This window comes from Alcaligenes sp. MMA (assembly GCF_020907215.1).
GTDB lineage: Bacteria > Pseudomonadota > Gammaproteobacteria > Burkholderiales > Burkholderiaceae_B > Alcaligenes > Alcaligenes aquatilis.
Window position 1 is genome coordinate 322,251 of record NZ_JAJJPP010000001.1, and the last position, 25,688, is coordinate 347,938.

General features: G+C 55.6%; 26 protein-coding genes. 21 read left to right on the top strand and 5 right to left on the bottom strand.

All coding sequences use genetic code 11. From position 1 onward, the window contains the following. The first annotated feature begins 35 nt into the window (after positions 1-35). The 18 genes from rpmF (at position 36) to rarD (ending at position 16,720) form a co-directional block, all read left to right on the top strand. Positions 36-218, top strand: a complete 183-nt coding sequence (rpmF, locus tag LNA76_RS01400) for a 50S ribosomal protein L32 (RefSeq protein WP_003800968.1) — start codon at positions 36-38, stop codon at positions 216-218. Between the two features lie 41 nt (positions 219-259). Further along, a complete protein-coding gene (gene plsX, locus LNA76_RS01405) occupies positions 260-1,348 on the top strand; it encodes a phosphate acyltransferase PlsX (protein WP_094197311.1) in 1,089 nt (362 codons plus the stop codon). A 25-nt stretch (positions 1,349-1,373) separates the two neighbouring features. After that, positions 1,374-2,351 (top strand): beta-ketoacyl-ACP synthase III, encoded by a 978-nt coding sequence (locus tag LNA76_RS01410; protein WP_094197310.1) that lies wholly within the window; start codon positions 1,374-1,376, stop codon positions 2,349-2,351. 46 nt (positions 2,352-2,397) lie between these two features. Beyond that, on the top strand, positions 2,398-3,336 hold the full coding sequence (gene fabD / locus LNA76_RS01415) for an ACP S-malonyltransferase (protein ID WP_094197309.1): 939 nt from the start codon (positions 2,398-2,400) through the stop codon (positions 3,334-3,336). Continuing rightward, a complete protein-coding gene (gene fabG / locus LNA76_RS01420; RefSeq protein ID WP_042482415.1) occupies positions 3,337-4,080 on the top strand; it encodes a 3-oxoacyl-ACP reductase FabG in 744 nt (247 codons plus the stop codon). A 184-nt stretch (positions 4,081-4,264) separates the two neighbouring features. Continuing rightward, the gene (gene acpP, locus LNA76_RS01425) at positions 4,265-4,504 is read left to right on the top strand and encodes an acyl carrier protein (protein WP_003800961.1); all 240 of its coding nucleotides are present in this window, start codon (positions 4,265-4,267) and stop codon (positions 4,502-4,504) included. Between the two features lie 139 nt (positions 4,505-4,643). Beyond that, on the top strand, positions 4,644-5,876 hold the full coding sequence (fabF, locus tag LNA76_RS01430) for a beta-ketoacyl-ACP synthase II (RefSeq protein WP_094197308.1): 1,233 nt from the start codon (positions 4,644-4,646) through the stop codon (positions 5,874-5,876). Positions 5,877-6,338: 462 nt separating this feature from the next. Continuing rightward, positions 6,339-6,941 carry an RNA polymerase sigma factor RpoE gene (gene rpoE, locus LNA76_RS01435; protein ID WP_009456579.1) on the top strand — a complete coding sequence of 201 codons (603 nt, stop codon included), beginning with the start codon at positions 6,339-6,341 and terminating at the stop codon, positions 6,939-6,941. Positions 6,942-6,950: 9 nt separating this feature from the next. Further along, positions 6,951-7,445, top strand: coding sequence for a sigma-E factor negative regulatory protein (locus tag LNA76_RS01440; RefSeq protein ID WP_230017700.1), 495 nt, complete (start codon positions 6,951-6,953; stop codon positions 7,443-7,445). Continuing rightward, positions 7,442-8,467: a MucB/RseB C-terminal domain-containing protein gene (locus LNA76_RS01445; RefSeq protein WP_230017701.1), complete on the top strand. Its 1,026-nt coding sequence runs from the start codon at positions 7,442-7,444 to the stop codon at positions 8,465-8,467. The genes LNA76_RS01440 and LNA76_RS01445 overlap by 4 nt, the downstream gene beginning before the upstream one ends. 24 nt (positions 8,468-8,491) lie before the next feature. After that, positions 8,492-9,997, top strand: coding sequence for a DegQ family serine endoprotease (locus LNA76_RS01450; protein ID WP_094197304.1), 1,506 nt, complete (start codon positions 8,492-8,494; stop codon positions 9,995-9,997). 243 nt (positions 9,998-10,240) lie between these two features. After that, positions 10,241-12,034, top strand: a complete 1,794-nt coding sequence (lepA, locus tag LNA76_RS01455) for a translation elongation factor 4 (protein WP_094197303.1) — start codon at positions 10,241-10,243, stop codon at positions 12,032-12,034. A 64-nt stretch (positions 12,035-12,098) separates the two neighbouring features. After that, on the top strand, positions 12,099-12,983 hold the full coding sequence (gene lepB, locus LNA76_RS01460; protein ID WP_230017702.1) for a signal peptidase I: 885 nt from the start codon (positions 12,099-12,101) through the stop codon (positions 12,981-12,983). Continuing rightward, a complete protein-coding gene (rnc, locus tag LNA76_RS01465) occupies positions 12,983-13,741 on the top strand; it encodes a ribonuclease III (RefSeq protein WP_094197301.1) in 759 nt (252 codons plus the stop codon). Before lepB ends, rnc begins: the two co-directional genes overlap by 1 nt. After that, positions 13,738-14,628, top strand: a complete 891-nt coding sequence (era, locus tag LNA76_RS01470) for a GTPase Era (RefSeq protein WP_230017703.1) — start codon at positions 13,738-13,740, stop codon at positions 14,626-14,628. The genes rnc and era overlap by 4 nt, the downstream gene beginning before the upstream one ends. Continuing rightward, the gene (gene recO / locus LNA76_RS01475; RefSeq protein WP_108727749.1) at positions 14,621-15,211 is read left to right on the top strand and encodes a DNA repair protein RecO; all 591 of its coding nucleotides are present in this window, start codon (positions 14,621-14,623) and stop codon (positions 15,209-15,211) included. The genes era and recO overlap by 8 nt, the downstream gene beginning before the upstream one ends. Position 15,212: 1 nt before the next feature. Continuing rightward, entirely contained in the window at positions 15,213-15,818 is a 606-nt protein-coding gene (locus LNA76_RS01480; protein ID WP_108727748.1) for a PIN domain-containing protein, read from the top strand. Further along, positions 15,815-16,720 (top strand): EamA family transporter RarD, encoded by a 906-nt coding sequence (rarD, locus tag LNA76_RS01485; protein WP_094197297.1) that lies wholly within the window; start codon positions 15,815-15,817, stop codon positions 16,718-16,720. The genes LNA76_RS01480 and rarD overlap by 4 nt, the downstream gene beginning before the upstream one ends. Before the next feature lie 237 nt (positions 16,721-16,957). Here rarD and epsC read toward each other — a convergent pair whose 3' ends face one another. From epsC to LNA76_RS01505, 4 genes are all read right to left on the bottom strand, one after another. Further along, complete coding sequence (epsC, locus tag LNA76_RS01490) at positions 16,958-17,887, bottom strand: serine O-acetyltransferase EpsC (protein WP_108727747.1); 930 nt, start codon at positions 17,885-17,887, stop codon at positions 16,958-16,960. Positions 17,888-18,142: 255 nt separating this feature from the next. Next, a complete protein-coding gene (locus LNA76_RS01495) occupies positions 18,143-18,853 on the bottom strand; it encodes a Bax inhibitor-1/YccA family protein (RefSeq protein ID WP_230017705.1) in 711 nt (236 codons plus the stop codon). Positions 18,854-18,934: 81 nt separating this feature from the next. Further along, the gene (locus tag LNA76_RS01500) at positions 18,935-19,357 is read right to left on the bottom strand and encodes a DNA polymerase III subunit chi (protein ID WP_094197294.1); all 423 of its coding nucleotides are present in this window, start codon (positions 19,355-19,357) and stop codon (positions 18,935-18,937) included. 2 nt (positions 19,358-19,359) lie between these two features. Next, complete coding sequence (locus tag LNA76_RS01505; protein WP_108727746.1) at positions 19,360-20,853, bottom strand: leucyl aminopeptidase; 1,494 nt, start codon at positions 20,851-20,853, stop codon at positions 19,360-19,362. Between the two features lie 56 nt (positions 20,854-20,909). Here LNA76_RS01505 and lptF point away from each other — a divergent pair, with 56 nt between their 5' ends. Next, positions 20,910-22,019 carry an LPS export ABC transporter permease LptF gene (lptF, locus tag LNA76_RS01510; protein WP_230017706.1) on the top strand — a complete coding sequence of 370 codons (1,110 nt, stop codon included), beginning with the start codon at positions 20,910-20,912 and terminating at the stop codon, positions 22,017-22,019. A 61-nt stretch (positions 22,020-22,080) separates the two neighbouring features. On the opposite strand, the gene LNA76_RS01515 is transcribed toward lptF, so the two are convergent. Then, on the bottom strand, positions 22,081-22,974 hold the full coding sequence (locus tag LNA76_RS01515; RefSeq protein ID WP_230017708.1) for a LysR family transcriptional regulator: 894 nt from the start codon (positions 22,972-22,974) through the stop codon (positions 22,081-22,083). A gap of 165 nt (positions 22,975-23,139) precedes the next feature. Between LNA76_RS01515 and LNA76_RS01520 the strand changes: the two genes are divergently transcribed. Next, on the top strand, positions 23,140-24,633 hold the full coding sequence (locus tag LNA76_RS01520) for a CoA-acylating methylmalonate-semialdehyde dehydrogenase (protein WP_094197286.1): 1,494 nt from the start codon (positions 23,140-23,142) through the stop codon (positions 24,631-24,633). Between the two features lie 86 nt (positions 24,634-24,719). Further along, positions 24,720-25,670 (top strand): CysB family HTH-type transcriptional regulator, encoded by a 951-nt coding sequence (locus LNA76_RS01525; protein WP_094197285.1) that lies wholly within the window; start codon positions 24,720-24,722, stop codon positions 25,668-25,670. Positions 25,671-25,688: the final 18 nt, after the last annotated feature.

The window sequence follows — 25,688 nt, forward strand, 5'->3', positions numbered from 1 at the left end:
CATTTATTCGGGGTTGTCCATCTACAGGAGTCATCATGGCTGTTCAGCAGAATAAAAAGAGCCCGTCCCGGCGTAACATGCGTCGTTCGCACGACGCGCTTACTGGTCCTTCGACGGCTATCGAGCCTACGACTGGCGAATTGCACCTGCGTCACCACATCAGCCCCAACGGCATCTATCGTGGCCGTAAAGTGCTGAAGACAAAGAACGACGAGTAATAGTCTCTTTGTCGTTGCAAGCAACATAGGTTGCATGCTTGATGTCTAACAAAAAAATACGTATTGCCATCGATTGCATGGGCGGCGATATCGGTTTATCCGTCACTGTCCCTGCAGCGCTGCTTTTTGCCAAGCGCTATCCGGATGTGCACTGCTTATTGGTTGGCGAGCCTCAGGCCATCGAGCAAACATTGCGTGCGCAAGGTAATGTCGATACCTCCTGGTACGACATTCTTCCCGCATCCGAAGTTGTCACCATGGCCGATTCGGTCGAGGTGGCCCTGCGCCGCAAAAAAGATTCCTCCATGCGAGTGGCTGCCCAGTCTGTCAAGGACGGGATAGCTGATGCCTGCATTTCTGCGGGTAATACCGGCGCCTGGATGGCAATTTCGCGCTACGTACTCAAAACTTTGGATGGGATTGATCGCCCAGCCATTGCTACGTCCATCCCGAACCAAAAGGGCGGGGCCACGATCATGCTGGACCTGGGTGCCAATGTGGATTGCTCTGCAGAACACCTCTTGCAGTTCGCCATTATGGGATCTGCTCTGGCCAGTATCGTGGATCGCCATGAGCGTCCTACTGTGGGCTTGCTCAATATTGGGGAAGAGGTCATCAAAGGCAACGAGGTCGTCAAAAAGGCGGCTGAATTGTTACGCTCTAGCGGACTGAATTTTTACGGCAATGTAGAAGGTGACGATATCTGTAAAGGTACTGTCAACGTGGTCGTGTGTGACGGTTTCGTGGGCAATGTGGTCCTCAAGTCCATTGAAGGTCTGGCCAAGATGGTCGGCAGTATGCTGCGCGACGAATTTACCCGTGACCCTTTAAGCAAAGTGTCCGCTTTGCTGGCTCGTCCTGTCTTGAATCGTTTCCGCGACAGGGTGGATAATCGCCGTCATAACGGTGCAGCCCTTTTGGGTTTACGCGGTATTGTTATCAAAAGTCATGGTTCTGCCGATGCCTACGCTTTCGGTTATGCTTTGCAACGAGCCCGCGGTGCGGTGCTCAATGGTCTGCTCAGCGGTACCAGCCAGGCAGTCGAACGCATCATGCAAAGTGTGAGCTTGCATGAACAGCAAAGCGGCGAACCAGATACACGCCATACTTCAGAGCCCTCGTCCTCATAAGAACGGGCTTGATCGGGAACATAAAATGACGATATTTGCCAAGATTATCGGTACAGGTGGCTATCTGCCTCCTCGGATTGTGTCTAACGATGATCTAGCGCTTGAGCTGGCTCAAAAGGGTATCGAAACCTCCGATCAGTGGATTGTCGAGCGTACCGGTATTCACCAGCGTCATCTTGCTGATCCCGGTGTTCGTACCAGTCATTTGGCAACACACGCCGCGCGTCAGGCGCTGGAAGATGCGGGCATTGCTGCCCAGGATCTGGACCTGATTGTGGTGGCTACTTCCACTCCCGATTACGTTTTCCCCAGCACGGCGTGCCTGGTGCAAGCCGAGTTGGGCAACAAGGGCGCGGCCGCGTACGACGTACAAGCGGTGTGCAGCGGCTTTGTCTATGCACTGACCACCGCCGACGCCATGATCAAGGCAGGCCGTGCGCGCAATGCGCTGGTTATCGGTGCTGAAGTGTTCTCCAGCATCCTGGATTGGAACGACCGCTCTACCTGCGTCCTGTTCGGCGACGGTGCGGGCGCTGTGGTTCTGCAAGCCAGTGATGAACCCGGTATTTTGGCCGCCCAGCTCAATGCGGATGGCAGCCAAATGGGTATTTTGTGCGCGGCAGGCAATGTCTCGCACGGTCAGGTTGTGGGTGATCCCTTCCTGCGTATGGACGGTCAGGCTGTGTTCAAACTGGCTGTCACTTCACTGGCCGCTTCGGCCAATCAAGTCTGCGAACAGGCTGGTGTTTCCTTGTCTGACATCAATTGGCTGGTTCCGCACCAGGCCAACGTTCGCATCATCAATTTTCTAGGTCGTAAGCTGGGTATCCCCTCCGAGAAGGTGGTTATCACGGTTGATCAACATGCCAATACCTCGGCAGCCAGTGTGCCTTTGGCCCTGAATGCTGCTCGCCGGGATGGTCGTATCCGTACCGGTGATCTGGCGCTGTTGCAAGGCGTGGGTGGCGGCTTTACCTGGGGTTCGGTGCTGGTCCGCTGCTAAGTAGCGCGATTCGGATTACCGCCTCATCTCTTTGAGTTTTTCTACCATGAAAATTGCGTTTGTCTTTCCTGGACAAGGCTCGCAGTCCGTGGGCATGCTCGATGCCTGGGCCGAGTCCGCTGTCGTACAGCAAGCCATTGCACAAGCCAGCCAGGCGCTGGGTCAGGACCTGGCCCAGTTGATGGCACAAGGACCTGCTGAGGCTTTGAATCTGACTACCAATACTCAACCTGTCATGCTGGCGAGCGCCGTGGCCATGTACCAGGCCTGGATTCAGGCCGGAGGCCCCGTTCCTGCCGTGATGGCCGGCCATAGCCTGGGTGAATACTCGGCCCTGACTGCTGCCGGTGCGTTGAGCCTGGAACAGGCTGTCCCGCTGGTTCGCATTCGTGCCGATGCCATGCAGGCTGCTGTGCCCGTCGGTGCGGGTACCATGGCTGCCGTGTTGGGTCTGGATGATGATCAGGTGCGCGATGTATGTGCGCGAGCCTCCGAGGGGCAGCAGATTGTTCAGGCTGTTAACTACAATGCGCCTGCTCAGGTTGTGATTGCCGGGAATGTAGAAGCGGTAGATCGTGCATGTGCTCTGGCCAAAGAGGCCGGTGCCAAGCGTGCCTTGGTGCTGCCCGTGTCGGCCCCGTTCCACTCCAGCCTGCTGGAACCGGCTGCCGCCGTGCTGGCTCAGGCGCTGGCGTCGGTGGATGTGAAGGCTCCCACGGTCTCTGTCATCAATAACGTGGACGTAGCCGCACCTACCGACCCTGAGCAGATTAAAGACGCGCTGGTTCGTCAGGCTTGGCATCCTGTACGCTGGGTGGAAACCATCCAGGCCATGAAGGCCCAAGGTGTTACCCATGTAGTCGAGTGTGGTCCAGGCAAAGTGCTGACCGGTCTGGTCAAGCGTATTGACCGTGATCTGATTGCCTTGTCGATCAGCGACCCTGCATCCTTGCAGGCCACTTTGGAAGCCCTGGAGGGAGCATAAATGCAAGAATTGGATCTAAGCGGCAAGACTGCCCTGGTAACTGGCGCATCGCGCGGTATCGGTCAGGCGATTGCTAAAGAATTGATGGCACGTGGCGCCAAGGTTATTGGTACTGCCACGTCCGAGTCCGGCGCGCAGGCGATTTCTGCTGTACTGGACCAGAATGGCAGCTATGGCCATGTATTGAATGTGGACGACCCGGCTGCTTGCGAAGCGCTGATTTCTGCCTTGAGCAAAGAAGATGGCGGTCCGCATATCCTGGTCAATAATGCCGGTATTACGCGTGACAACCTGGCCATGCGCTTGAAAGATGAAGATTGGGATGCAGTTATCCAGACTAATCTGAGTGCCGTGTTCCGCCTGTCGCGTGCCGTTATCCGCCCCATGATGAAAGCCCGCTGGGGCCGCATCATTAGCATCACCTCGGTGGTGGGCGAGAGTGGTAACCCTGGCCAAGCCAACTACGCCGCTGCCAAAGCCGGTGTGGCCGGCATGAGCCGCGCCTTGGCGCGCGAGCTCGGTAGCCGTAACATTACAGTTAATTGTGTCGCTCCGGGCTTTATCGATACGGATATGACACGCTCTTTGACCCCTGAGCAGTCGGCGGCAATCTTGTCGCAAATCCCTCTGGGACGACTGGGTGCTGCTGAGGATATCGCCAACGCGGTAGCCTTTCTGGCCGGGTCGCAAGCGCAATATATTACGGGCAGCACCATCCATGTGAATGGTGGTATGCATATGTAAGGCTTGGCATCGCGCCCGGCTGAGGTAAAATTGCGGGATTATTTGGGGCCTATTGCTTGAGCCGGCGTTGTACGAATAACGTTAGGCCTCATACAAGAACGCCGTTTTTTGTCATAGCTTATCCCTCTTAGTAGTATGGATTGGCTATAATTTGCGGGAATTTTTCCCAACTTGGAGAATCTGCATGGAAAGCATCGAACAGCGCGTCAAGAAGATCGTCGCTGAACAACTTGGCGTTAACGAAGCCGAGATCAAAAACGAATCTTCTTTTCTCGACGACCTCGGTGCCGACTCGCTCGACATGGTCGAGCTCGTGATGGCGCTCGAAGACGAATTCGAAACCGAAATACCAGACGAAGAAGCTGAGAAAATCACGACGGTCCAGCAAGCTGTGGACTACATCAATTCTCACAGCAAGCAGTAAGTTCAATTAAGAGGGTGGGCGGCATGTGCACGCCCTCGCTCCAGAGCGGTTTCCAGAGAGTAGCTTGTGCCCGGCGGCTTTAGCTTGCAAGACGCAGTTATTCCCTTTAAACCGCTTTTTTTGTGTTTAGGAGTCATCCGTGAAACGACGTGTCGTGATTACCGGGCTGGGTATTGTTTCCCCGGTCGGCAACGATATTCCTACCGCGTGGGATAACATCGTCAATGGGCGTTCGGGCATCGGGCGTATTACCCGTTTCGATCCTTCGGCCCTAACAGCCCAGATAGCGGGTGAGGTCAAAGGTTTTGAATTAGCACCCTACATTTCAGTCAAAGAAGCCAAGCAGATGGATACCTTTATCCATTACGGCGTGGTAGCAGGTATGCAAGCCTGGAAGGATTGCGGCTTGGACATCAACAGCATCAATGCTGAGCGTGTTGGCGTTATTGTAGGTTCGGGGATTGGTGGTTTGCCCCGTATTGAAGAAACCCAAAAAGAATATCTGGAACGGGGGCCACGTCGGATTTCCCCGTTCTTTGTGCCTGGTTCTCTGGTCAACCTGGTGTCCGGCCAGTTGTCCATCGGTCTGGGCCTGAAAGGTCCTAGCTACGCGGTTGTGTCGGCATGTACAACCGGTCTGCACTCCATTGGTGATGCTGCTCGTCTGATCGAGTATGGCGACGCTGATGTGATGATTGCGGGTGGCGCCGAATCCACTGTGTCCCCGCTGGGCATTGGCGGTTTTGCGGCCATGCGTGCACTGTCCACCCGTAACGACGACCCGGAAACGGCATCGCGTCCCTGGGATATGGACCGCGACGGCTTTGTGCTGGGCGAGGGTGCTGGTGTGCTGGTGCTGGAAGAGTACGAACACGCCAAGAAACGTGGCGCCCGCATTTACGGCGAGTTCGCCGGCTACGGCATGAGCTCGGATGCTCACCACATCACCTCGCCAGACCGTGACGGTCCGCGTCGTGGCGTGATGAATGCCTTGCGCAATGGTGGTATCAACGCCGACGAGGTTCAGTACGTCAACGCACACGGTACTTCCACGCCGCTGGGCGATGTGAACGAGTCCGAAGCATTGAAACTGGCTTTTGGCGATCACGCTTACAAGCTGGTGGTCAATTCCACCAAGTCCATGACGGGTCACCTGCTGGGTGCTGCCGGTGGTATTGAAGCGGTGTTCACCACCTTGGCGGTGTATAACCAGATCTCGCCTCCAACGATCAATATTTTCAATCAGGATCCTGCTTGTGACCTGGATTACTGCGCTAACCAAGCGCGTGATATGAAGATTGACGTGGCCTTGTCCAACTCTTTTGGGTTTGGCGGCACTAACGGTTCGATGGTGGTTCGTCGTCTTCGCTAAGTTAGACCGTCCCACTCTTGACGCCCAGTCCTGGTCGATCGGAGCTCCGGCCCCGGTGCGCCGACTGGGCGTTGTTGTTTATGTATTGCTTGCGTCAGGCTTGGCCTGGGCGATGTACAGCTGGCAATGGCCCTGGGCTGTTTGTCTGTTCGCAGGTGCTTTGTGGGCTAATTTTTTGTATGCTCGCAGTCGTCGGGTGTGGGGTGGGCGCGCTACACTAGCGCATCGGGCAGGGCTATACTTCTTGCAGTACGAGGGCACAGCAAAGGCGTCCGTACAAATAGAGCAGATCTGGCGGTGTGCTTGGTTCATGACTTTGCGCTTGCGTTTTGATTGCGCCGGTAGGGCCTGCCGTACGATTACTGTATGGCGCCGTACTCAGCCGTCGCAGGCCTGGTGGGCCTTGTGTCTATGTGCTAACCGGCTGTCCCATCAGGTCCGTGCTCAGAATAAGGATTCTTAATGAGTGAACGCGATACCGATGCCGAACTAGTTGCACGTGTTCAGCGTGGGGATAAGCGAGCCTTTGACCTGCTGGTACTGAAGTACCAGCGCAAAATCATGCGTCTGCTCAGCCGTATGGTACGTGACCCGTCTGAAGTTGAAGACGTGGCTCAGGAAACCTTCATCAAAGCGTACCGAGCTCTACCTCAGTTTCGGGGTGAGAGTGCTTTTTACACTTGGCTGTACCGTATTGCGATTAACACGGCCCGTAATTGGCAGGCCTCGGCCGCACGACGTCCCAACACTTTGCAGAACGTCGAAACCGAAGAAGGTGAAACTTTTGACCGAATCGACAACCTAAGCGATATAAGCACGCCAGAATCCATGATGGTCAGCCGCCAGATTGCTGAAACAGTGAATACAGCAATCCAGGCGCTGCCTGAAGAGTTGCGGACAGCTATCGTGCTACGTGAAATAGAAGGTATGAGCTACGAAGATATTGCTCAGACCATGGACTGCCCTATAGGAACTGTACGCTCACGCATCTTTCGAGCCCGCGACGCCATTGCTGCGCAGTTGCGTCCCATACTGGATGGTGAAGATAGTGAACGACGGTGGTAAGGATTGATGATGCAAGCCCTGAAATCCCATTCCGATGAAGATCAACTGAATGCCTGGGAGGCCGCCGTGTCTTCCTGGGTGGATGGTGAGGCTGAAATACGGCCCGAGGAACTGGACTCCCCTTATGGGCGTCAAGTCTGGGATACCTATCATTTGATTGGTGACGTCATGCGTACCGACGCACTGGCTATCCGTACTTCGGACCGTTTTTACGCACGTCTGTCCAAAGCGATCGACGAAGAGCCTACTGTGCTTGCTCCAAGCGCCATGAAACGTCCTTTGGTGCAGCGCTACGGTGTCAGCGGCTTGGCTGTGGTGGCAGCGGTGGCGGCAGCCTTGTGGGTGGGATTACCTTACATGGGCGTGACTTCAGTGCCTGGCACTTTGGTGGCCAGCGCCCAGGACGATCAGCTCTGGAATGATTACGCGGATTTGCATCGCGATTTTGTTGGTACCGGCCCAGTACGCCATGTGTCCTTTGAAAGTGGAGCCCTGGGTCAATGAGGTCTGTACGTATGCCATCGCAGATGGGTTTGGCGCGTCTCTATAAGGGTTTGCTTGCCTTTTCGCTGGTGGTGTTGTGTACACCGGTGCTGGCTCAGGGGGCTGACGGGCTGGAGCCTCTGGATCTGCCTTGGCTGCAGAAAGTTCACAAAGCGGCGCGCGATCTGGATTACTCCGGGGTCATTATTTACACGCAGGATCAGGCCAGCCAGTCCATGAAGTTGGTTCACATTATTGATGGTACTGGCGAGCGCGAGCGTCTGGAAATTCTGGATGGTGAACCGCGTGAGTTTCTGCGTCAGAACGAAGTGACCCAATGCCTGATTCCCGAAAAGAAAATGGTGGTGATCGAGCGGCGTGAAAACGAGCGCTTTCCCAGTTTTCTGGTCGGTGATGTCAGTCAATTGCCAAAATTTTACGATATGCGCCGTTTGCCTTCGCGCGAGCGCGTGGCGGGCCGTCCTTGCGATCTGATCGAGTTGGTCCCCAAGGATGATCAGCGTTATGGCTACCGTGTGTGTGCCGATACCGATCACCATTTGCTGTTGAAAATGCAGACTTTGGACCCACAACAAGCGGTAGTGGATCAGATCGCTTTTGCCTCGGTCGCTTTTGGAGAGCAGGTGGATTTGCAGCAATTGCGCACCAACTGGAACCCCAGCAAGTGGGACGTGGTTGAGCCCGAAGTGCAGAAAATTGATATAAGCGAGTTGGGGTGGCATTTGGCTATGCCGGCCGGTTTTACCTTGCGCTCCGAAATGCTTCGGCCCATGCGGGCTGGTCGTCAGGTAACCCATCTGATGATGTCTGACGGTCTGGCCGCTATTTCCGTGTTTCTGGAAAAGGTAGGGACTCCCGAAGCAGAAGAAAATAGCTTGGGTGCCTTTCACCGTGGCTCCATGAATATGTACCGCAGTCGCATCAACGATTATGTTTTAACCAGTACGGGGGCTGTCCCTGTACAGACTCTGCGCGCTTTGCTTGAAGGCACACAGTTCACCCCACCATCCCGGACACATTGACTATCGTCCACCAGGAGTATTTGAATGGAAAAATCGAGTCATAAAATGCGTATTCCTGTTCTCTCGGCCTTGACGGCTGCCGTGGTACTGGCAACGGGTGCGCCTATGGTCTACGCGCAGGCCCAGCCTGTCACGACAAGCGAGCAGGTCCAAAGCACGACATTGGGCCTGCCTGATTTTACGGGAGTTGTTGCCAAGACCGAAGATGGGGTGGTCAATATTCGCACCACAGAGGCGGTGCGGGTACGCTCACCTGCCATGGGCCCCGGTTCGGACCCTTACGACATGTTCCGCTGGTTTTTTGGGCCTGATTTCATGCCGCCAGGCATGGCTCCCCAACGGCCCCATGGGGGCAATAATGGGCAGCAGCCCCAGGAGCGCACTGTGCCGCGTGGCGTGGGCTCGGGCTTTATCATCTCGGCCGATGGCTACATCCTGACTAATAATCATGTGGTGGCGGACTCTAACGGCATTTTCGTCACGCTGAGCAATGGTAAGGAATATCCAGCCAAGATCATCGGTACGGACGAACGCACCGATGTGGCTTTGATCAAGATCGAAGCCAAAGACCTCAAGCCTATGGTGATTGGGGACTCCAAGCAGCTCAAGAAAGGGCAGTGGGTTCTGGCGATTGGTTCGCCGTTCGGTCTGGAGTCCACGGTGACCTCCGGGATTGTCAGCGCCATCAACCGCGAAACGGGCGATTACCTGCCTTTCATTCAGACTGACGTGGCTGTAAACCCCGGTAACTCCGGCGGCCCCTTGATCAACTTGAATGGTGAAGTGGTGGGCGTGAACTCCCAGATCATTTCGCGCAGTGGTGGTTTTATGGGTATTTCCCTGGCCATTCCCATCGATGAAGCCATGAATGTGGTTGAGCAGCTCAAATCCGACGGCAAGGTGACTCGTGGTCGTATCGGCGTGCAGATCACCCCGGTGGCCGATGATGTGGCAACAGCGCTGGGCCTGAAAGACAGCAAGGGTGCCTTGGTCAGCAGCGTGGAAGAGGGTGGTCCTGCTGCCAGAGCCGGTATTCAGTCCGGTGACGTGATCTTGAAGTTCAATGGTCGCACCATTGATCAAATGACGGATCTGCCCCGTATTGTGGGTGGTACCAAACCAGGTCAAAGCTCCACGTTGGAAATATGGCGTAAGGGCAAGGTGCAGACAGTCAAGATCGATGTCGAGGAAATGCCTTCCAGCAGCCCGGTTGTCGCCGGCAAGGATCAGAAAGACGCACCAACCGCCAGCAGTACGGACGCCTTTGGTCTGAAAGTGACTGCTGTCTCTGATGCTGATTTGAAGCGTTTGGGTGTCGAGAGTGCTGTTCAGGTCGTGGATGCGACCGCTCCTGCCAGCGAGGCCGGTTTGCAGCCCGGTGATCTTATTTTGCGCGTCAACGATAAAGACGTAGGGACACCGGATCAATACGCTAAAATGGTTGCATCTTTGGATAAATCCAAACCTGCGGCCTTGCTGGTTTTGCGTGCAGGCCAGTCGCAATGGGTTTTGATTACGCCATCGAAATAAAAATTCTGTAAAACGGCTAAAATGGTAGCCATTGATGAACTCCGGCCAGGGGCCGGAGTTTTTTCGCCACTATTTGCGGGGGCATTTTGCCCCGAATAGATTATGGTTCCACGTGCGCCCGTCTGACAGGACGGGTCTTGCGTTTTCGGCGCGTGGACTGAAAAGGGGCGTCATGGGCGCCCCTTTCTTGTGCCGTCTCTCTGGCATTGCGCCTCAACATTTTCTTTGTTTATTAACGGGTTTATGGACCACATCCGCAATTTCTCTATTATTGCCCACATCGATCATGGCAAATCGACCTTGGCTGACCGCCTGATCCAACGCTGTGGTGGCCTGGCCGACCGCGAGATGTCGACCCAGGTTCTGGATTCGATGGACATCGAGAAAGAGCGTGGCATTACGATTAAGGCCCAGACCGCCGCTTTGCACTACAAGGCTCAGGATGGCAAGGTATACAACCTGAACTTGATCGACACTCCCGGCCACGTTGACTTCTCCTACGAGGTCAGCCGTTCTTTGTCGGCCTGTGAAGGTGCCTTGCTGGTCGTGGACGCTTCCCAAGGTGTGGAAGCGCAGACGGTGGCTAACTGCTACACCGCGTTGGACCAGGGCGTCGAAGTGATTCCCGTGCTCAATAAAATGGATTTGCCTTCGGCTGATCCGGATTCGGCACGCCAGGAAGTGGAAGACGTTATCGGTATTGATGCCAGCGATGCGATTGCGGCCAGTGCAAAAACGGGTCAGGGGATCGACGAAATCCTTGAGACCATCGTCGCCCGTGTGCCTGCACCTGTGGGCGATCCGGCAGCGCCCTTGCAGGCCTTGATCATTGACTCCTGGTTTGACAACTACGTGGGCGTGGTCATGTTGGTGCGCATCGTTAACGGTATGCTCAAGCCCAAGGAAAAAATCCTGTTGATGGCCACCCGCGCCACGCACCTGGTCGAGCACATCGGTGTGTTCACTCCTAAATCGGAGAACCGTCCTCATTTGTCTGCTGGCGAGGTGGGTTTCATCATTGCCGGTATTAAAGAGCTGGAACACGCCAAGGTGGGCGATACCATCACCCTGGCTGGCAAACCTGCGGACAAGGCGCTGCCTGGCTTTAAAGAAGTGAAACCTCAGGTGTTTGCCGGCTTGTACCCGGTGGAAAGCAGTGAGTACGACCAGCTGCGCGATTCCCTGGAAAAGCTCAAGCTGAACGATTCCTCCCTGATGTTTGAGCCCGAAGTGTCTCAGGCGCTGGGTTTTGGTTTCCGTTGCGGCTTTCTGGGCCTGCTTCACATGGAAATCGTCCAGGAGCGTCTGGAACGTGAATTTGATATGGACATCATCACTACCGCGCCGTCGGTGGTGTACGAGGTCGAGCGCCGTGATGGCGAAGTCCTGATGATTGAGAGCCCCTCCCGCATGCCGGAGGTGTCCCATATCGAAGACGTGCGCGAGCCTATTGTTGTGGTTTCGCTGCTAATGCCACAGGAATACGTGGGCCCGGTCATGACCCTGTGTACAGCCAAGCGCGGTTTGCAGTTAAATATGACCTATCATGGCCGTCAGGTGAATCTGGTCTATGAAATGCCCCTGGCTGAGATCGTGCTGGACTTCTTTGACCGACTCAAGTCCGTATCGCGTGGCTACGCTTCCATGGACTACGAGTTCAAGGAATACCGTTCGGCCGATGTGGTCAAGGTGGATATCCTGATCAACGGCGACCGTGTCGATGCCTTGTCCATGATTGTGCACCGTAGCAATGCCCGTTACCGTGGACGCGAAGTGGTCGCCAAGATGCGCTCCTTGATCCCGCGCCAGATGTTTGATATTGCTATTCAGGCCGCCATTGGTGCCGAAGTTATTTCTCGCGAGAACGTCAAGGCATTGCGTAAAAACGTGCTGGCCAAGTGTTACGGCGGTGATATCTCTCGCAAGAAGAAACTGCTTGAGAAGCAAAAAGCGGGTAAGAAGCGGATGAAGCAAGTTGGGAACGTCGAAATTCCGCAGGAAGCCTTTTTGGCAATTTTGCAGGTCGAAGATAAGTAATGCTGTAGTCGGCACCCCAAGCCGACTACAGCCAGGACTGCCTTAATTTCTTTAAAGGAAACCGATGAGCTGGGATTTCGCTCTGATTTTGTTTGTACTGCTAATACTGACCGGCGTAATCTGGTGTTTGGATCGATTCTTCCTGCGTTCCCGCCGTCTGGCGCGTGCGCGGGCCGCGATGCAAGCAATACCGGAAACGGCAGCTCAAGACCCTGAGCATTTACAGCAACTGCGCCAGGATGCGTATGACCAGGCCAACCGTATGCCTTGGTGGATTGAATATGGCGTCAGCTTTTTCCCAGTCATTTTGTTTGTATTCGTCTTGCGCTCGTTCATTATCGAGCCATTTCGCATTCCGTCGGGCTCGATGTTGCCGACGCTGAAAAATGGCGACCTGATTTTGGTGAACAAATACGAGTACGGTATTCGTCTGCCTGTTAGTGGCACCAAGGTTGTTCCTTTGGGGCATCCCGAGCGTGGCGATGTGATTGTGTTTCGTTACCCCGTGGATACGTCCGTGGACTACATCAAGCGCGTGGTCGGCGTGCCCGGTGACCGTGTGGAGTATCGCGACAAGGTGTTGTCCGTAAACGGTCAGGTCTTTACCCAAGTGCGCAGTGGTGATTACTACGAACCGGATCGCTCCGCTTACATTGGGCGTTATCTGGAAGAGCTGGGCAAGGTGCAGCACAACATCTTGCTGAACAAAACTGCGCCTCAGGGTTTGATGCCCATCGTGGCCTTCCCCCATCGTGATTCTTGTGAATATTTTTCCAATGGCATTTCGTGTGTGGTGCCTGATGGCAACTACTTTGTCATGGGAGACAATCGCGACAATAGTCTGGACAGTCGTTATTGGGGCTTTGTGCCCGATGAGAATATTGTGGGACGCGCCTTCTTTATCTGGATGAATTTCCGCGAACTTAGCCGTATAGGTCGCTTCCATTAATGAAACGTCTTGCTTTGCTTGAAGCCGCTATCGGCTACTCCTTTAAAGACATCGGCCTGCTGGAGCAGGCCTTGACCCATCGTAGCCACAGCGCTCGTCATAACGAGCGGCTGGAGTTCCTGGGCGATTCGGTTCTGAACTTCACGGTTGCGGCCTTGTTGTTTGACCGCTTTCAGCGCATTGATGAGGGCGATTTGTCGCGCCTGCGAGCGAATCTGGTCAAACAGGCTGCGCTGGCTGAAATTGCAACCCGTCTGGGTTTGTCGGATTATTTGCGTCTGGGAGAAGGGGAACTGAAAAGCGGTGGTTTCCGCCGTCCTTCCATTTTGGCGGATGCGCTGGAAGCGATTTTTGGCGCTGTTTTTCTAGACGCGGGTTTCACACAGGCCCAAACCGTCATCACTCAGCTGTATGAACCCATGCTGGTTGATGTGGACCCCAAAACCTTGGGGAAAGATCCCAAAACCTTGCTGCAGGAGCTGCTGCAAGGTCGCAAGCTGGATTTGCCGCTGTATACCGTGGTGGCCACGCATGGCGCAGCCCACGATCAGCTTTTCGATATCGAATGCACGATCGCCAAGCTCAACATCCATGTCCGTGCCAGTGGCAGCAGCCGTCGTGCGGCTGAACAAGCCGCCGCAACGCAGGCCATTGCTATTTTACAAGCTGAATTTCCAGCCAAGACGACGCGCGCCAGTCGCCATCGTCGCCCCTCACAATTGACACTGCCTGTGGCAGTGTCGCAGGAAGCAGAATGACACAGACCCCTTTTCGCTGCGGCTTCGTGGCTATTATCGGACGACCGAACGTCGGCAAGTCCACGCTGGCCAATGCTTTGATCGGCAGCAAGATTTCGATTGTGTCGCGCAAGGCGCAGACTACGCGCCACCGCATCAACAGCGTGTTGACGCGTGACCACGATCAAATGGTATTTGTGGACACCCCCGGCTTTCAGACCAAGCACGGCGGGGCCATGAACCGCATGATGAATCGTGTTGTTACCCAGGCGCTGGCCGATGTGGACGTGGTGGTGCACGTGGTCGAGGCTGGCAAGTGGTCCGCTTCGGATGCCGAGCTGCTGCCCATGCTGCCTAAAGGCGGCAAGACCATTCTGGTCATCAACAAGGTTGATGCGCTCAAGAGCAAGAATGACTTGCTGCCCTATATCGCCCGCCTGTCGCAGGAATTCGAATACGGTGCCGTGATTCCGGTCAGCGCGGCCAAGCGCCTGCAACTGGACCCCTTGCTGGACGAGATCGCCTCCCGTTTGCCTGAAGGCGAGGCCATGTTCGACGCGGATACCATTACCGACCGCTCGGTGCGCTTCATTACCTCGGAGCTGCTGCGCGAGAAGATCTTCCGTCTGGTAGGTGATGAACTGCCTTACGGTTGTACCGTGGTCATCGAGCAGTGGGACGAAAACGAGCAGGGTGCCCGTATTTCCGCCTGCGTGGTGGTGGAACGCGAAAGCCATCGTCCGATTCTGTTGGGTGCTGGCGGCATGCACATGAAACGCATTGCGACTGAGGCTCGCCAAGATATTGCCAAGCTGATCGACAAGCCTGTGTTCCTGGATGTGTACATCAAGGTGCGTAAGGGCTGGTCTGATCGTGAAGCGGTCCTGCGCGACCTGGGGTATGAGTAATCCCCGTCATCGCTATCAGGACGAAGCGGGCTACATACTGCACACCAGTGCCTGGCGTGAAACGTCTCTGATCTGTCATGCCTTTACGCGTAACCACGGGCTGGTGCCGATGGTCGCTAAAGGCGCCAAAAGGCCGCATTCTATTTTGCGGCCTGCTTTGTCTGTGTTTCAGCCTTTATTGTTGGCCTGGTCGGGCAAGAATGAAGTCAAGACACTGACGCGGGCGGATTGCGCCGGGATTCGCCCTTTGAAAGGCCGCGCCCTGATGTCGGCCTGGTACATGAATGAATTATTGATTCGTTTGTTGCCGCGTGAGGACCCGCACCCCGTTTTGTTCGATGCTTACGAAGAAGCCCTGGTGCATTTGGCACAGATTCCTCGTCCGCCTGTGGCGGGGGCCTTGCGGCGTTTTGAGTGGGTGCTGCTGACCGAAACAGGTTATGGCTTTGATGAGGCCACACCTGATTTCAACGATCCAGTCAGTGAGCCGGAATTGCGCATACGCTTGCGTGAACGCTTGAACAGTCTGCTGGGCCGCCCCTTGCATACCCGATCCGTCCTTATGCAGTTGCAACGCTATTGATATGGCCGTCTCCCTTCCTTCCGTGCTGGTTCTGGATACCTGCGTCCTGATCTCCAACGTTCTGCGTCGCTTGCTCCTGGCCCTGGCCGATGAGCAACTGTTCAAACCTGTCTGGAGTCCCGTCATTGGCGATGAGTGGCGTCGTAATGCGGGCCGCCTGTGGAAAGTTATGCCCCTCTCCATCGAGGAGCAGTGGGAAGAGCTGCAACAGCGTTACCCTGAAGCCGATTTAGGCGACAGTAGCGAGTTCAAGAAGAATTTGCGCTATTCCGATGTCAAGGACTGGCATGTGATCGCCACTGCCCGTCTGGCGCAGCAGCGTTATCCTGATCAGCCAGTCGGTATCCTGACCCGGAATCTGAAAGACTTTAATCGCTCCGAGCTGCGACGCCTAGGGATCAGCCTGTGGGAGCCGGATCAGTTGTTAGCTTTGTATATGGCCGCGCATCCGGACTTGATGCAGCGTTTGCTGGATGGTTTGCCCGCTTTGATGCTGACGCCCGAAGCGCAGGCACTGGATACGCATACTTTGTTAAAGCGTGATCGTTTGTTCAGTGTGGGACAGGCTTATTTGCGGCGTCAGAAAATGGACGAGGCACACTCATGAAGCAAGGTGTTTTGCTGTCGGTTCTAGCCTCAGCATTGTTCGCTTGCTTGTACTATTACGCCACCGTGCTGCATCCGCTCAGTGGTGAGCAGATTTTTGCCTGGCGTATTGTGCTGGGCCTGCCTGCGTTGGCGTTGGTGATCACCCGTGCACGGCGCTGGCGGGAAGTGCGTTGGGTTCTACGGCATTGGCCCGGTAATTGGCGCTATTTTGCGCTGCTCTTGCTGGCGGCTGTATTGGTCGGGGTGCAGCTTTGGATTTTTGTCTGGGCACCTTTGCACCAGATGGCGCTGGACGTGTCCTTGGGCTACTTCCTGCTGCCGTTGGTGATGGTGCTGGTAGGACGGGTGATCTACAAAGATAGATTGAGTACTATCCAGTGGATTGCAGTTGTGCTGGCGGGCTTAGGCGTGCTGCATGAGCTGTTCCGCGTAGGGAGTGTGTCCTGGGCGACAGCAGTGGTGGTCCTGGGCTATCCGCCTTATTTCATGTTGCGCCGTTACCTGCGCCTGGGTTCGCTGGCTTCGCTGTGGTTTGACCTCAGCTTCTTGTTCTTGCCCGCCTGCTGGTTGCTTTTTGTCCAAGACACGCAGATGTGGGGCCTGTTTGGCAATGAGCCGCGCTTGCTGTGGCAGGTCCCGGTCCTGGGTCTGATCAGCTCGGTTGCGCTGGTCAGCTATCTGTCTGCCAGCCGTCAGCTGCCTTTGGCTTTGTTTGGCATCCTGGGCTATGTGGAGCCGGTGCTCTTGTTCTGGGTGGCGTATTTGCTGCTGGACGAACCCATGAGCGTGAATCAGTGGTGGACTTATATTCCGATCTGGATTGCCATCGCCTTGATGGCTTTGGAAGGGCTTATCAAGATGTGGCGGCCTGGACCGCCTGTACCGCCTCTCAAGGCGTGAATCCTGTCTGCTTAGTACCCAAGGTTGTCTGCGCCGAACAAGACGTTTTGAGGGCTTCTCTTGAGTGTGGCGGACTCTTAAAAAAACGACTCCTGTCATAACCCCCGAAAAACTCGGGTTGCTATCCGGTTTTCAAAGGGGGGCATATCGGGAGTCGTTTTTTTGACTATGAAAATCTTCTTGGAGAGATCGTCCGGGAGGCACCGGAGCTTGTCCTGCGTGGCCCAAATATGCCGCTTAGCGCAGTGTCTCGGGACAGTCAGGTTGATTGCGCAACAGATTTGCCTGGGTCACCGAACAACCAGCCGGTACGTCTTCCGTAATCCAGACATTCCCGCCAATCGTGGAGCCTGCTCCCAGTGTGACGCGACCCAGTATCGTGGCGCCAGCGTAAATGACGACATCGTCTTCCACAATCGGGTGACGGGCCTGGCCCTTGAGCAGCAAACCTTTCTCGTCCTTGCTAAAGCGTTTGGCACCCAGGGTGACGGCTTGATAAATCCGAACCCGTTTGCCGATAATGGCCGTCTCGCCAATGACAACGCCAGTGCCGTGGTCGATGAAGCAGGAGTGATCAATTTGTGCGCCGGGGTGAATATCAATACCGGTCTGGCTATGGGCCAGTTCGGCAATAATGCGGGCGGTCAGCGGTAGACCCAAATTGGTCAGGGTGTGGGCGATGCGGTGGTGAATCATGGCCAGCAGGCCGGGATAGCACAAAAGCACTTCATCGACGTTGCGGGCAGCCGGGTCGCCTTGATAGGCGGCGACTACATCCAGGTCCAGGGTGCGGCGCAAGTCTGGCAGTTTGTCAGCAAAGGCCTGAATGGCTTTGTGAGCCTGTTCCTCAATGGTCTGACGGTCATGTTGGTCGCCGCGCAGCAGAGCAGCGCGTTGTAGCTCGATCCGAGCTTGTTGCAGCAGGGTGTTGAGAGCTTGGCCCAAGTGGTGGCCGACAAAGTGGTCTTCATACTCACGGCGCAGTTCCGGGCTACCCAGACGCATTGGGAACAAAATGCCTTTGAGCTGCTCGGTGACTTGAATCAATGCCTGGACGGATGGAAATTCCTGGCCTTCAAGCTCGTTCAAGCGTTGATGCGCCTGTCGCCATTCTTCGCGGGCCCCGCGCAGATTGTCGACGATGTGTTGAGTTTCAAAGACTGCCACCAGTGTTCTCCAGAGGGGAAATTTTTTACAAGGTTTACTATACCCGCGCGTCTGATCCAGGACACGAAAAACAGGGCGCTTCATCAGGGTGATTCGTCGGAACGTTAATCAGGTCTGAGGGTATCACTTCACGCTTAGAGCAAGATCACGCAGATGAGGGGGGATACGTGGGTTTTCAAGCTAAGGCGTTTGAATCAGCCGGCAATAAAAAAGCCCCCTTCGGAAAGGGGGCTTGGGGGAGGCGGGTTCGTGATCTTATTCGCGGTTACCGCCCAGTATGCCCAAGAGCATCAGCAAGTTGCTGAAAATATTGTAGACGTCCAGGTAGATTGCCAGGGTGGCCGATACGTAATTGGTTTCGCCACCGTTGATGACGCGCTGCAGATCAACCAGCAAGAAAGCCGAGAAGATACCGATAGCCATCACGGAGATGGTCAGCATCAGCGCAGGCAGTTGCAGGAAGATATTGGCCAGAGCCGCAACCAGCAAAATGACGGCACCGACAAACAGGAACTTCTGCATACCGGAGAAATCACGTTTGGTGGTGCTGGCAATGGTTGCCATGGTGCCAAAGACTGCGGCGGTACCGCCAAAGGCCAGCATGATCAGTTGTGCGCCATTACCCATGCCCAGGACAAAGCCCAGCAGACGCGACAGCATGATGCCCATGAAGAAGGTGAAGGCCATCAGCAGGACAACACCCATTGAGTTGTTCTTGTTCTTTTCGACCAAGAACATCAGGCCAAAGGCACCGACCAGGAAAACAATGGCGCTCAGGCCTGGGCTGGCGCCCATTACCCGGTTAATACCCGCCGACAGACCCAGCAAGGCTCCCAACACGGTGGGAATCATGGACAAGGCCAGCAGCCAGTAGGTGTTGCGCAGGACGCGATTGCGAGCAATCAGCGACTGGGTGCCCAGGGTGCCGTTATGCTCAGGCAAGCTTGATTGACGAAATTCGCTCATGATGAGTCCTTAGAATACAGAGAGATCAGTGGTCAAGGATAACTGACAATTACCTGAATAATCAAGAATCTTCTTTATTATTCAAGCCCTCAGTTTGTGGGCATGTACCTGGCATCCCTGTGTCTGGTACACACGCCAGCGTTCGCGGGCCTGGGTACGGTCAGCTTCCCGTTCGGACACAATTTCCAAAATACGCGCAAATTGTTCAAAACCGGGCGGGCATTGGGCATCCAGATTCAAGAGCCAGCTTTGTTCATCAGTGGGCACGGGGGCGGCGCTGGTCAACAAAACCGGGGTGGTGGCTGCCAAAGGGTCTTCTACACCCACATGTGGCACAAAGGCCGTGGATTCAAACCCCCAGAGCAGCCGATCGAAGCGAGCAAGTTGGCGGGCATCGGACAGATACACCACCACCTGACGGCCCGCTTCGTAATGCTTGCGTACGACCTCGCAGGCCGTACGCAAGCGATCTGGTGCGCCGAAAGCAAAATCGACGCGACTCATGCTTAGCGACACTGATTAAGCAAGTACTGAACCAGCAAAGGTACGGGACGGCCGGTGGCGCCCTTGTCCTTGCCACTGCGCCAGGCGGTGCCAGCGATGTCCAGGTGAGCCCAGCGGTACGCTTTGGTGAAGCGGGACAGGAAGCAGGCGGCGGTGACCGAACCGGCGGGTGGGCCACCGATATTGGCCATGTCGGCGAAGTTCGAGCGCAGTTGCTCCTGGTAGGCATCGTCCATGGGCATGCGCCATGCCGTGTCGCCCGTTTGCTTGCCCGCTTGCATCAGCTCGTCGGCCAGGTCGTCGTCGGTGGAGAACAGGCCCGTGTTGACGTGGCCCAGCGCGACGACGCACGCGCCGGTCAGAGTAGCCATGTCGATGACGGCGGCGGGTTTGAATCGTTCGACGTAGGTCAGGGCATCGCACAGGACCAGACGGCCTTCGGCGTCCGTGTTCAGGATTTCGATGGTCTGGCCTGACATGCTGGTCACGACGTCGCCTGGTTTGTTGGCGCGGCCGCTAGGCATGTTCTCGCACGAAGCCACCACGGCAATCACTTCGCGGTCGATGTTCAGCTCGGCAATGGCACGCATGGTGCCTAGAACGCTGGCAGCACCGCCCATGTCGTACTTCATCTCGTCCATATTGCCGGCTGGCTTGATGGAGATACCGCCCGAGTCGAATGTCAGACCCTTACCCACCAGAACGATAGGGCCGTCTTCGTGTTTGGTCTTGGTGTTGGGGGTGTGGCGCAACACGATGAATGCAGGGGGTTCATCCGAGCCTTTGGCAACGGACAGGAACGAGCCCATTTTCAAGGCTTCAATCTGCTTGCGCTCCAGCACTTCGGCTTTCAGCGTCTTGAACTCCTTGGCCAACTGTTTGGCCGTTTTGCCCAGATAAGTGGGGGTGCAGATATTGCCGGGCAGGTCAGCCAGCAGTCGGGTCAGGTTCACACCGTTACCAATAGCCTGACCTTGTTCCAGACCGGCCTTGGCTTCGCTGGCTTGGGTACGGGCCGTCCACAGCAGGAACTGGCTTAGCTGGGGGGCGGGTTCCGGTTTGCTCAGTGTTGCCGTGTAGCGGTAGCTGGCGCGGCATACTGCGACGGCTGCATCCTGGGCACGGCTGCGCAAGGTGGTGCCTTTGCAATCGATGCTGGCCAGGGCCGAAACGGCTTCTTTCAGGTCTGCTTTCAGGCAGTAAGAAGCCAGGCAGGCCTGGGCTTGCGTATGAGTTGCTGCTTTGTATTCCTCTTGAGCGCCTAAGCCGACTAAAATAACGCGTTCGGCTTTAACGCCAGGCAGATTGCGCAGCACCAGGTGGGTATTGGGCTTGCCTTTAAACTCGGCTTTGACAGCAGCGCTCACCGCTCCGTTGCTGGCGCGGTCGATAAGTTCCGCTGCAGGGCTTAGAATGCCCTCGGCAAAGACGCCAACGCCTAGTGCGGCCGTCTTAATTTGGTGCAAAGAAGCGGATGTCTGTGTGCTAAATTCCATTCAACTATCCTCAGTGTGTCGCAAATCGTACCTGCGATTATCTCGCAAATTCTCATATGTCTCTATTTAAACGCTCTGCGGTATCCGAAATCTTAAGTCACAGTGGCGTTGTACTGTCCACTTTGCTGATTGTGTGGCTTAGTGTACTTCTGGTGCGTTTGTTAGGCGAAGCGGCCAATGGCACGATTGGCCCTGACGTGGTGCTGGGTCTGGCCGCCTTTTCCAGTATTACCGCCTTGCCGATTATTCTGGCTGTTTCCCTGTTCATTGCCGTGCTCACGACGGTGACACGCAGTTTCAGAGAGTCCGAAATGGTGGTCTGGTTCGCCAGTGGCCTGTCCTTGAAAAACTGGATCACCCCCGTTTTGCAATGCGCGGTGCCGGTTGCGATTCTGATTGCCGTACTGACCTTGCAGGCTTCGCCCTGGGCTTATCGTCAGATTGCCGAATACCGCCAGCGTTTTGAGCAGCGTTCGGACCTGAGCAAAGTCACTGCCGGGCAGTTTATTGAGTCCGATGACGGCGCCCGTGTGTTTTACGCGGATTCCCCGGAAAAAGAAGGAGACGAGCTGGGCAATGTGATTGCCCGTGTGATCGACCCGCAGTGGCTCAGCATTGTGACAGCGCAAAGCGCCCGCATGGAAGAGCAGCCCAATGGCGATCGTTTTCTGGTCTTGAGCGAAGGCCATCGCTATGACTTGAAGCCCGGTCAGGCCGAGTTCCGCATGGTGGACTTTGAAAGCTATGGCATGCGTCTGGAAAGCCGTGACGCGGGCAACACTGCAGAAACCATCCGTGCCCGTGCCGAGCAGCAGATCAAGGCTCGCCAAACCACGTTGTTATTCAGTGATGACAATCCCGAGTCACGCTCGCAGATCATGTGGCGTTTGGCCTTGCCGTTGGCGGCATTGAATTTAGCTTTGCTGGCAATCCCCTTGGGGGCGGTGAACCCGCGTATGGGTCGGTCGGGCAATATTCTGGTGGCGGGTCTGGTCGGACTGTTGTATATGAACCTGATCAACCTGTCGCGTGGCTGGATACGCAATGAGCAGTTGGGCTTTGAGGTTGGTCTGTGGTTGGTCCATGCAATCTTCTTGCTGATCATGGTCTTTATGATGTGGCGTAAATTGCGCATCAAGGCTCCTAAACCGCCAGCGACAACTTGATAGAAGAAAGGGGCGTGATGCCCCTTTTTTGTGCCAGTCACTATTTGACTGATTCGGCTACTCAAGCCCCATCCAGCAAATCTTGTCGCTCTTCCACCGACTGCTTCAGAAAGTGCCACAACCGGGTCAGGCTGGGATTTTGACGTTGCTCTTCATGGCAGAACATCCAGAAGCGGCGACGCAACTCCACCTGATCGGGCAGAACACAGCGCAAGCGTGGATCGGTTTTCGCCAAAAAGCAGGGCAGCACGGCAATCCCTTGTCCTTGCAAGGTAGCCTGATATTGCGCAATCACGCTGGTGCTACGAAAGCGCACGGCGGCAGATCGGACAATTTCCTCCAGGTAGCGCAGGCTGTCACTGAACACCAGATCATCTACATAGGCAATAAAGCGATGCCGAGACAGATCTTGCACGTTTTCTATGGGGGGGTGGCTATTCAAATAATCTTGATGGGCATAGAGTCGCAAGCTGTAATCCGCCAGACGCGTGCACCAGTACGGCCCACGCTGGGGGCGCTCCAGTGCAATGGCCAAGTCCGCATCCCGACGTGACAGGCTGATAGGCCGGGGCACGGGCAGCAGCTCCAGAGTCAACTCCGGATACTGAGTCTGAAAAATGCTGAGTAAGGGTGTCAGTACATAGCTGCCGAAGGCTTCGGTGCAGCCCAGGCGCAGCTTACCTGTCAAAGGTCTGGCCTTGCCGGTAATCGCATCTCGTGCCGCCAGCAAGCGGTTTTCTACTGGCTCCATGCGTTGCTGCAGATTCAGCCCTTCACTGGTCAGGCTATAGCCGCTGACGGTGGACTTGTGAAACAGGCGCAAGCCCAATTCCTGCTCCAAGGCTTGGATACGGCGGGCTACGGTGCTGTGTTGCACGCCCAGCCGCTGGGCCGCGACGCTGATTCGTTGGCAGCGAGCCACTTCCAGAAAATAACGCAGATTATCCCAGTCCATCGTGATGAGCCCGCCTTGAAAAAGACTTGTGCATAAATGCCCAGCTCCTGTGCATTTTTCATCATGGTAAACGGGTCTTGAGGCTTCTACACTCGATGAGAACCCTCATACAAGTGGGATAACAAATAAGGCTTAGCCGCCTGAGCAATTCATTGGAGACATGCTATGACGGAAGTGGTTCGTGTACCTTTGCTGATCGATGGACAACATGTTCAATCCAAGAGCACCCGTTGGGACGATGTGCTCAATCCAGCCACCCAGGAAGTGGTGGCCCAAGTGCCTTACGCCACAATGGAAGAGCTGGAGACCATTATTGCCAGCTCGGCCAAAGCCTATGAAAGCTGGCGCCATTCCAGCCAGGGCGCTCGCATGCGCGTCATGCTGAATCTGCAGCGTCTGGTGCGTGAAAACAGTACCAAGCTGGCTGAGGCCATCTCGCGTGAGCACGGCAAAACCATGCCCGATGCTGAAGGTGAAGTAGGCCGTGGCCTGGAGGTGATCGAATACGCGTGTTCCATTGCTTCGATGCAGTTGGGCGAGTATGCAGAAAACGCCGCAGGTGGTATTGATGTCTACACCCTGATCCAACCCTTGGGCGTGTGTGCAGGCGTGACCGCATTCAACTTCCCGGTGATGCTGCCTTGCTTCATGTTCCCGCTGGCCGTGGCTTGCGGTAATACCTTCGTGCTCAAACCTTCCGAGCAGGATCCTAGCGCCAGTCTGATGCTGGCCGAGCTGGCTCTGGAAGCCGGTCTGCCGCCAGGCGTGCTGAACGTGGTTCACGGCGGTGCAGAGATTGCCAATGCCTTGGTCACTCACCCCGAAGTCAAAGCCGTGTCCTTTATTGGTTCGACTGCTGTCGGCACCGAGATCCACCGTCGTGCGACGGAGGCAGGCAAGCGCTCGCAAGCCATGATGGGTGCTAAAAACCATTGCATCGTGATGCCAGATGCCGATCGTGATGTAGCGATCAACCAGTTGCTGGGTGCTGCTTTTGGTGCGGCAGGCCAGCGCTGCATGGCGATTTCGGTGGCCGTCATGGTTGGTGAAACCGGCGAGTGGATCGATGAGCTGGTCAAGCGTGCCGCAACCATGAAGGTCAATGTCGGTACTGATCGTCAGGCCGATCTGGGCCCACTGGTCTCGCCACGTGCTCGTCAGCGTGTGGAGTCCTTGATTGAAGCTGGGGTACAGGAAGGTGCCAGCCTCTTGCTCGATGGCCGTGGCGTGAAGGTGCCAGGTTATGAAAGCGGCAACTTTGTAGGCCCAACCATCTTCAATGATGTGAAAGCCGACATGCGCATTTACGAAGAAGAAATCTTCGGGCCTGTGCTGTGCATTGTGCGTGTCAACACCCTGGAAGAAGCGGTGCAGTTCATCAACCGCAACCCCAATGGTAATGGCGTGTCCATCTTCACCCAGGATGGCGGCCATGCGCGCTACTTCCAGAACCGTATCGACGTAGGCCAGATTGGTATCAATATCCCCATCCCTGTGCCGGTGGCCTGGTTCAGCTTCACGGGTTCGCGTGCGTCCAAGTTGGGTGACTTGGGCCCGAACGGCAAACAGGCTGTTCAGTTCTGGACACAGACCAAAACCGTTACGGCTCGCTGGCAGGCTCACGCCAATACAATGAATACAACCATCAGCATGACGTAATGGTTGCATCTATATATATAACTTAATGCAATAAGCGGGCTGCTTCTTATTACATATAATAGTCCTGTACCTGGGGCTATTAACATATGAATATTCAACAATTCCGCTTTGTCCGAGAGACCATCCGACGTAACTTCAATCTGACTGAAGCCGCTCGTTCGCTTTATACCTCCCAGCCGGGGGTGTCCAAGGCGATCATCGAGTTTGAAGATGAGCTGGGCATCAAGATTTTTGAACGTCATGGAAAACGCATTAAGGGCCTGACCCGACCGGGCGAAGCCGTCGCCGAGGTGATTGACCGCATCATGCGCGAGATCGACAACCTCAAGCGTGTCAGCGACGACTTCGCCCGCCGCGATGAGGGCACTTTGGTCATTGCTTGTACCCATGCCCAGGCACGATATTTGCTGCCCAAGGTGATCCCTGAATTCCGTCGTCGCTTTCCCAAGGTCCATATGTCCTTGGCGGAAGGTAGTCCACCCGTGCTGGCCCAGATGGTGCTACACGAGCAGGCCGACGTTGCGATTGCAACTGAAACCCTGGCCTTGACGCCGGGCCTGGTCGCGTTGCCGGTCTACACCTGGGAGCACACGGTGGTGGTGACGCCGGATCATCCGTTGGCTGATCTGCCTGCCAACAAGCAACTGTCCATCGAAACCCTGGCGCAATATCCCATCGTGACTTACGACCATGCCTTCTCGGGTCGTGGTTCGATTGATGAAGCCTTTGCCAAGCACGGCATCACTCCGGACATTGTGCTGGAGGCGATTGACGCTGACGTGATCAAGACCTACGTTGATGTCGGTCTGGGTATCGGTATCATCGCAGGCATCGCGTTCGATCCGCGTCGTGACAAGGGTTTGGTAGGCCTGCCAGCAGGGCATTTGTTCGGCGCGCACCATACCAAGGTAGCGGTGAAAGCCGGGGCCTTCTTACGTGACTACATTTTCGAGTTGCTAGAGATGTTGGCACCGGAATTAACCCGCGATGTGGTGCTTAGCGCTCTGGATGAAAAGCAGACTGGTAGCCCGTTGTAAAGCAGCGGCTGTTGGGCT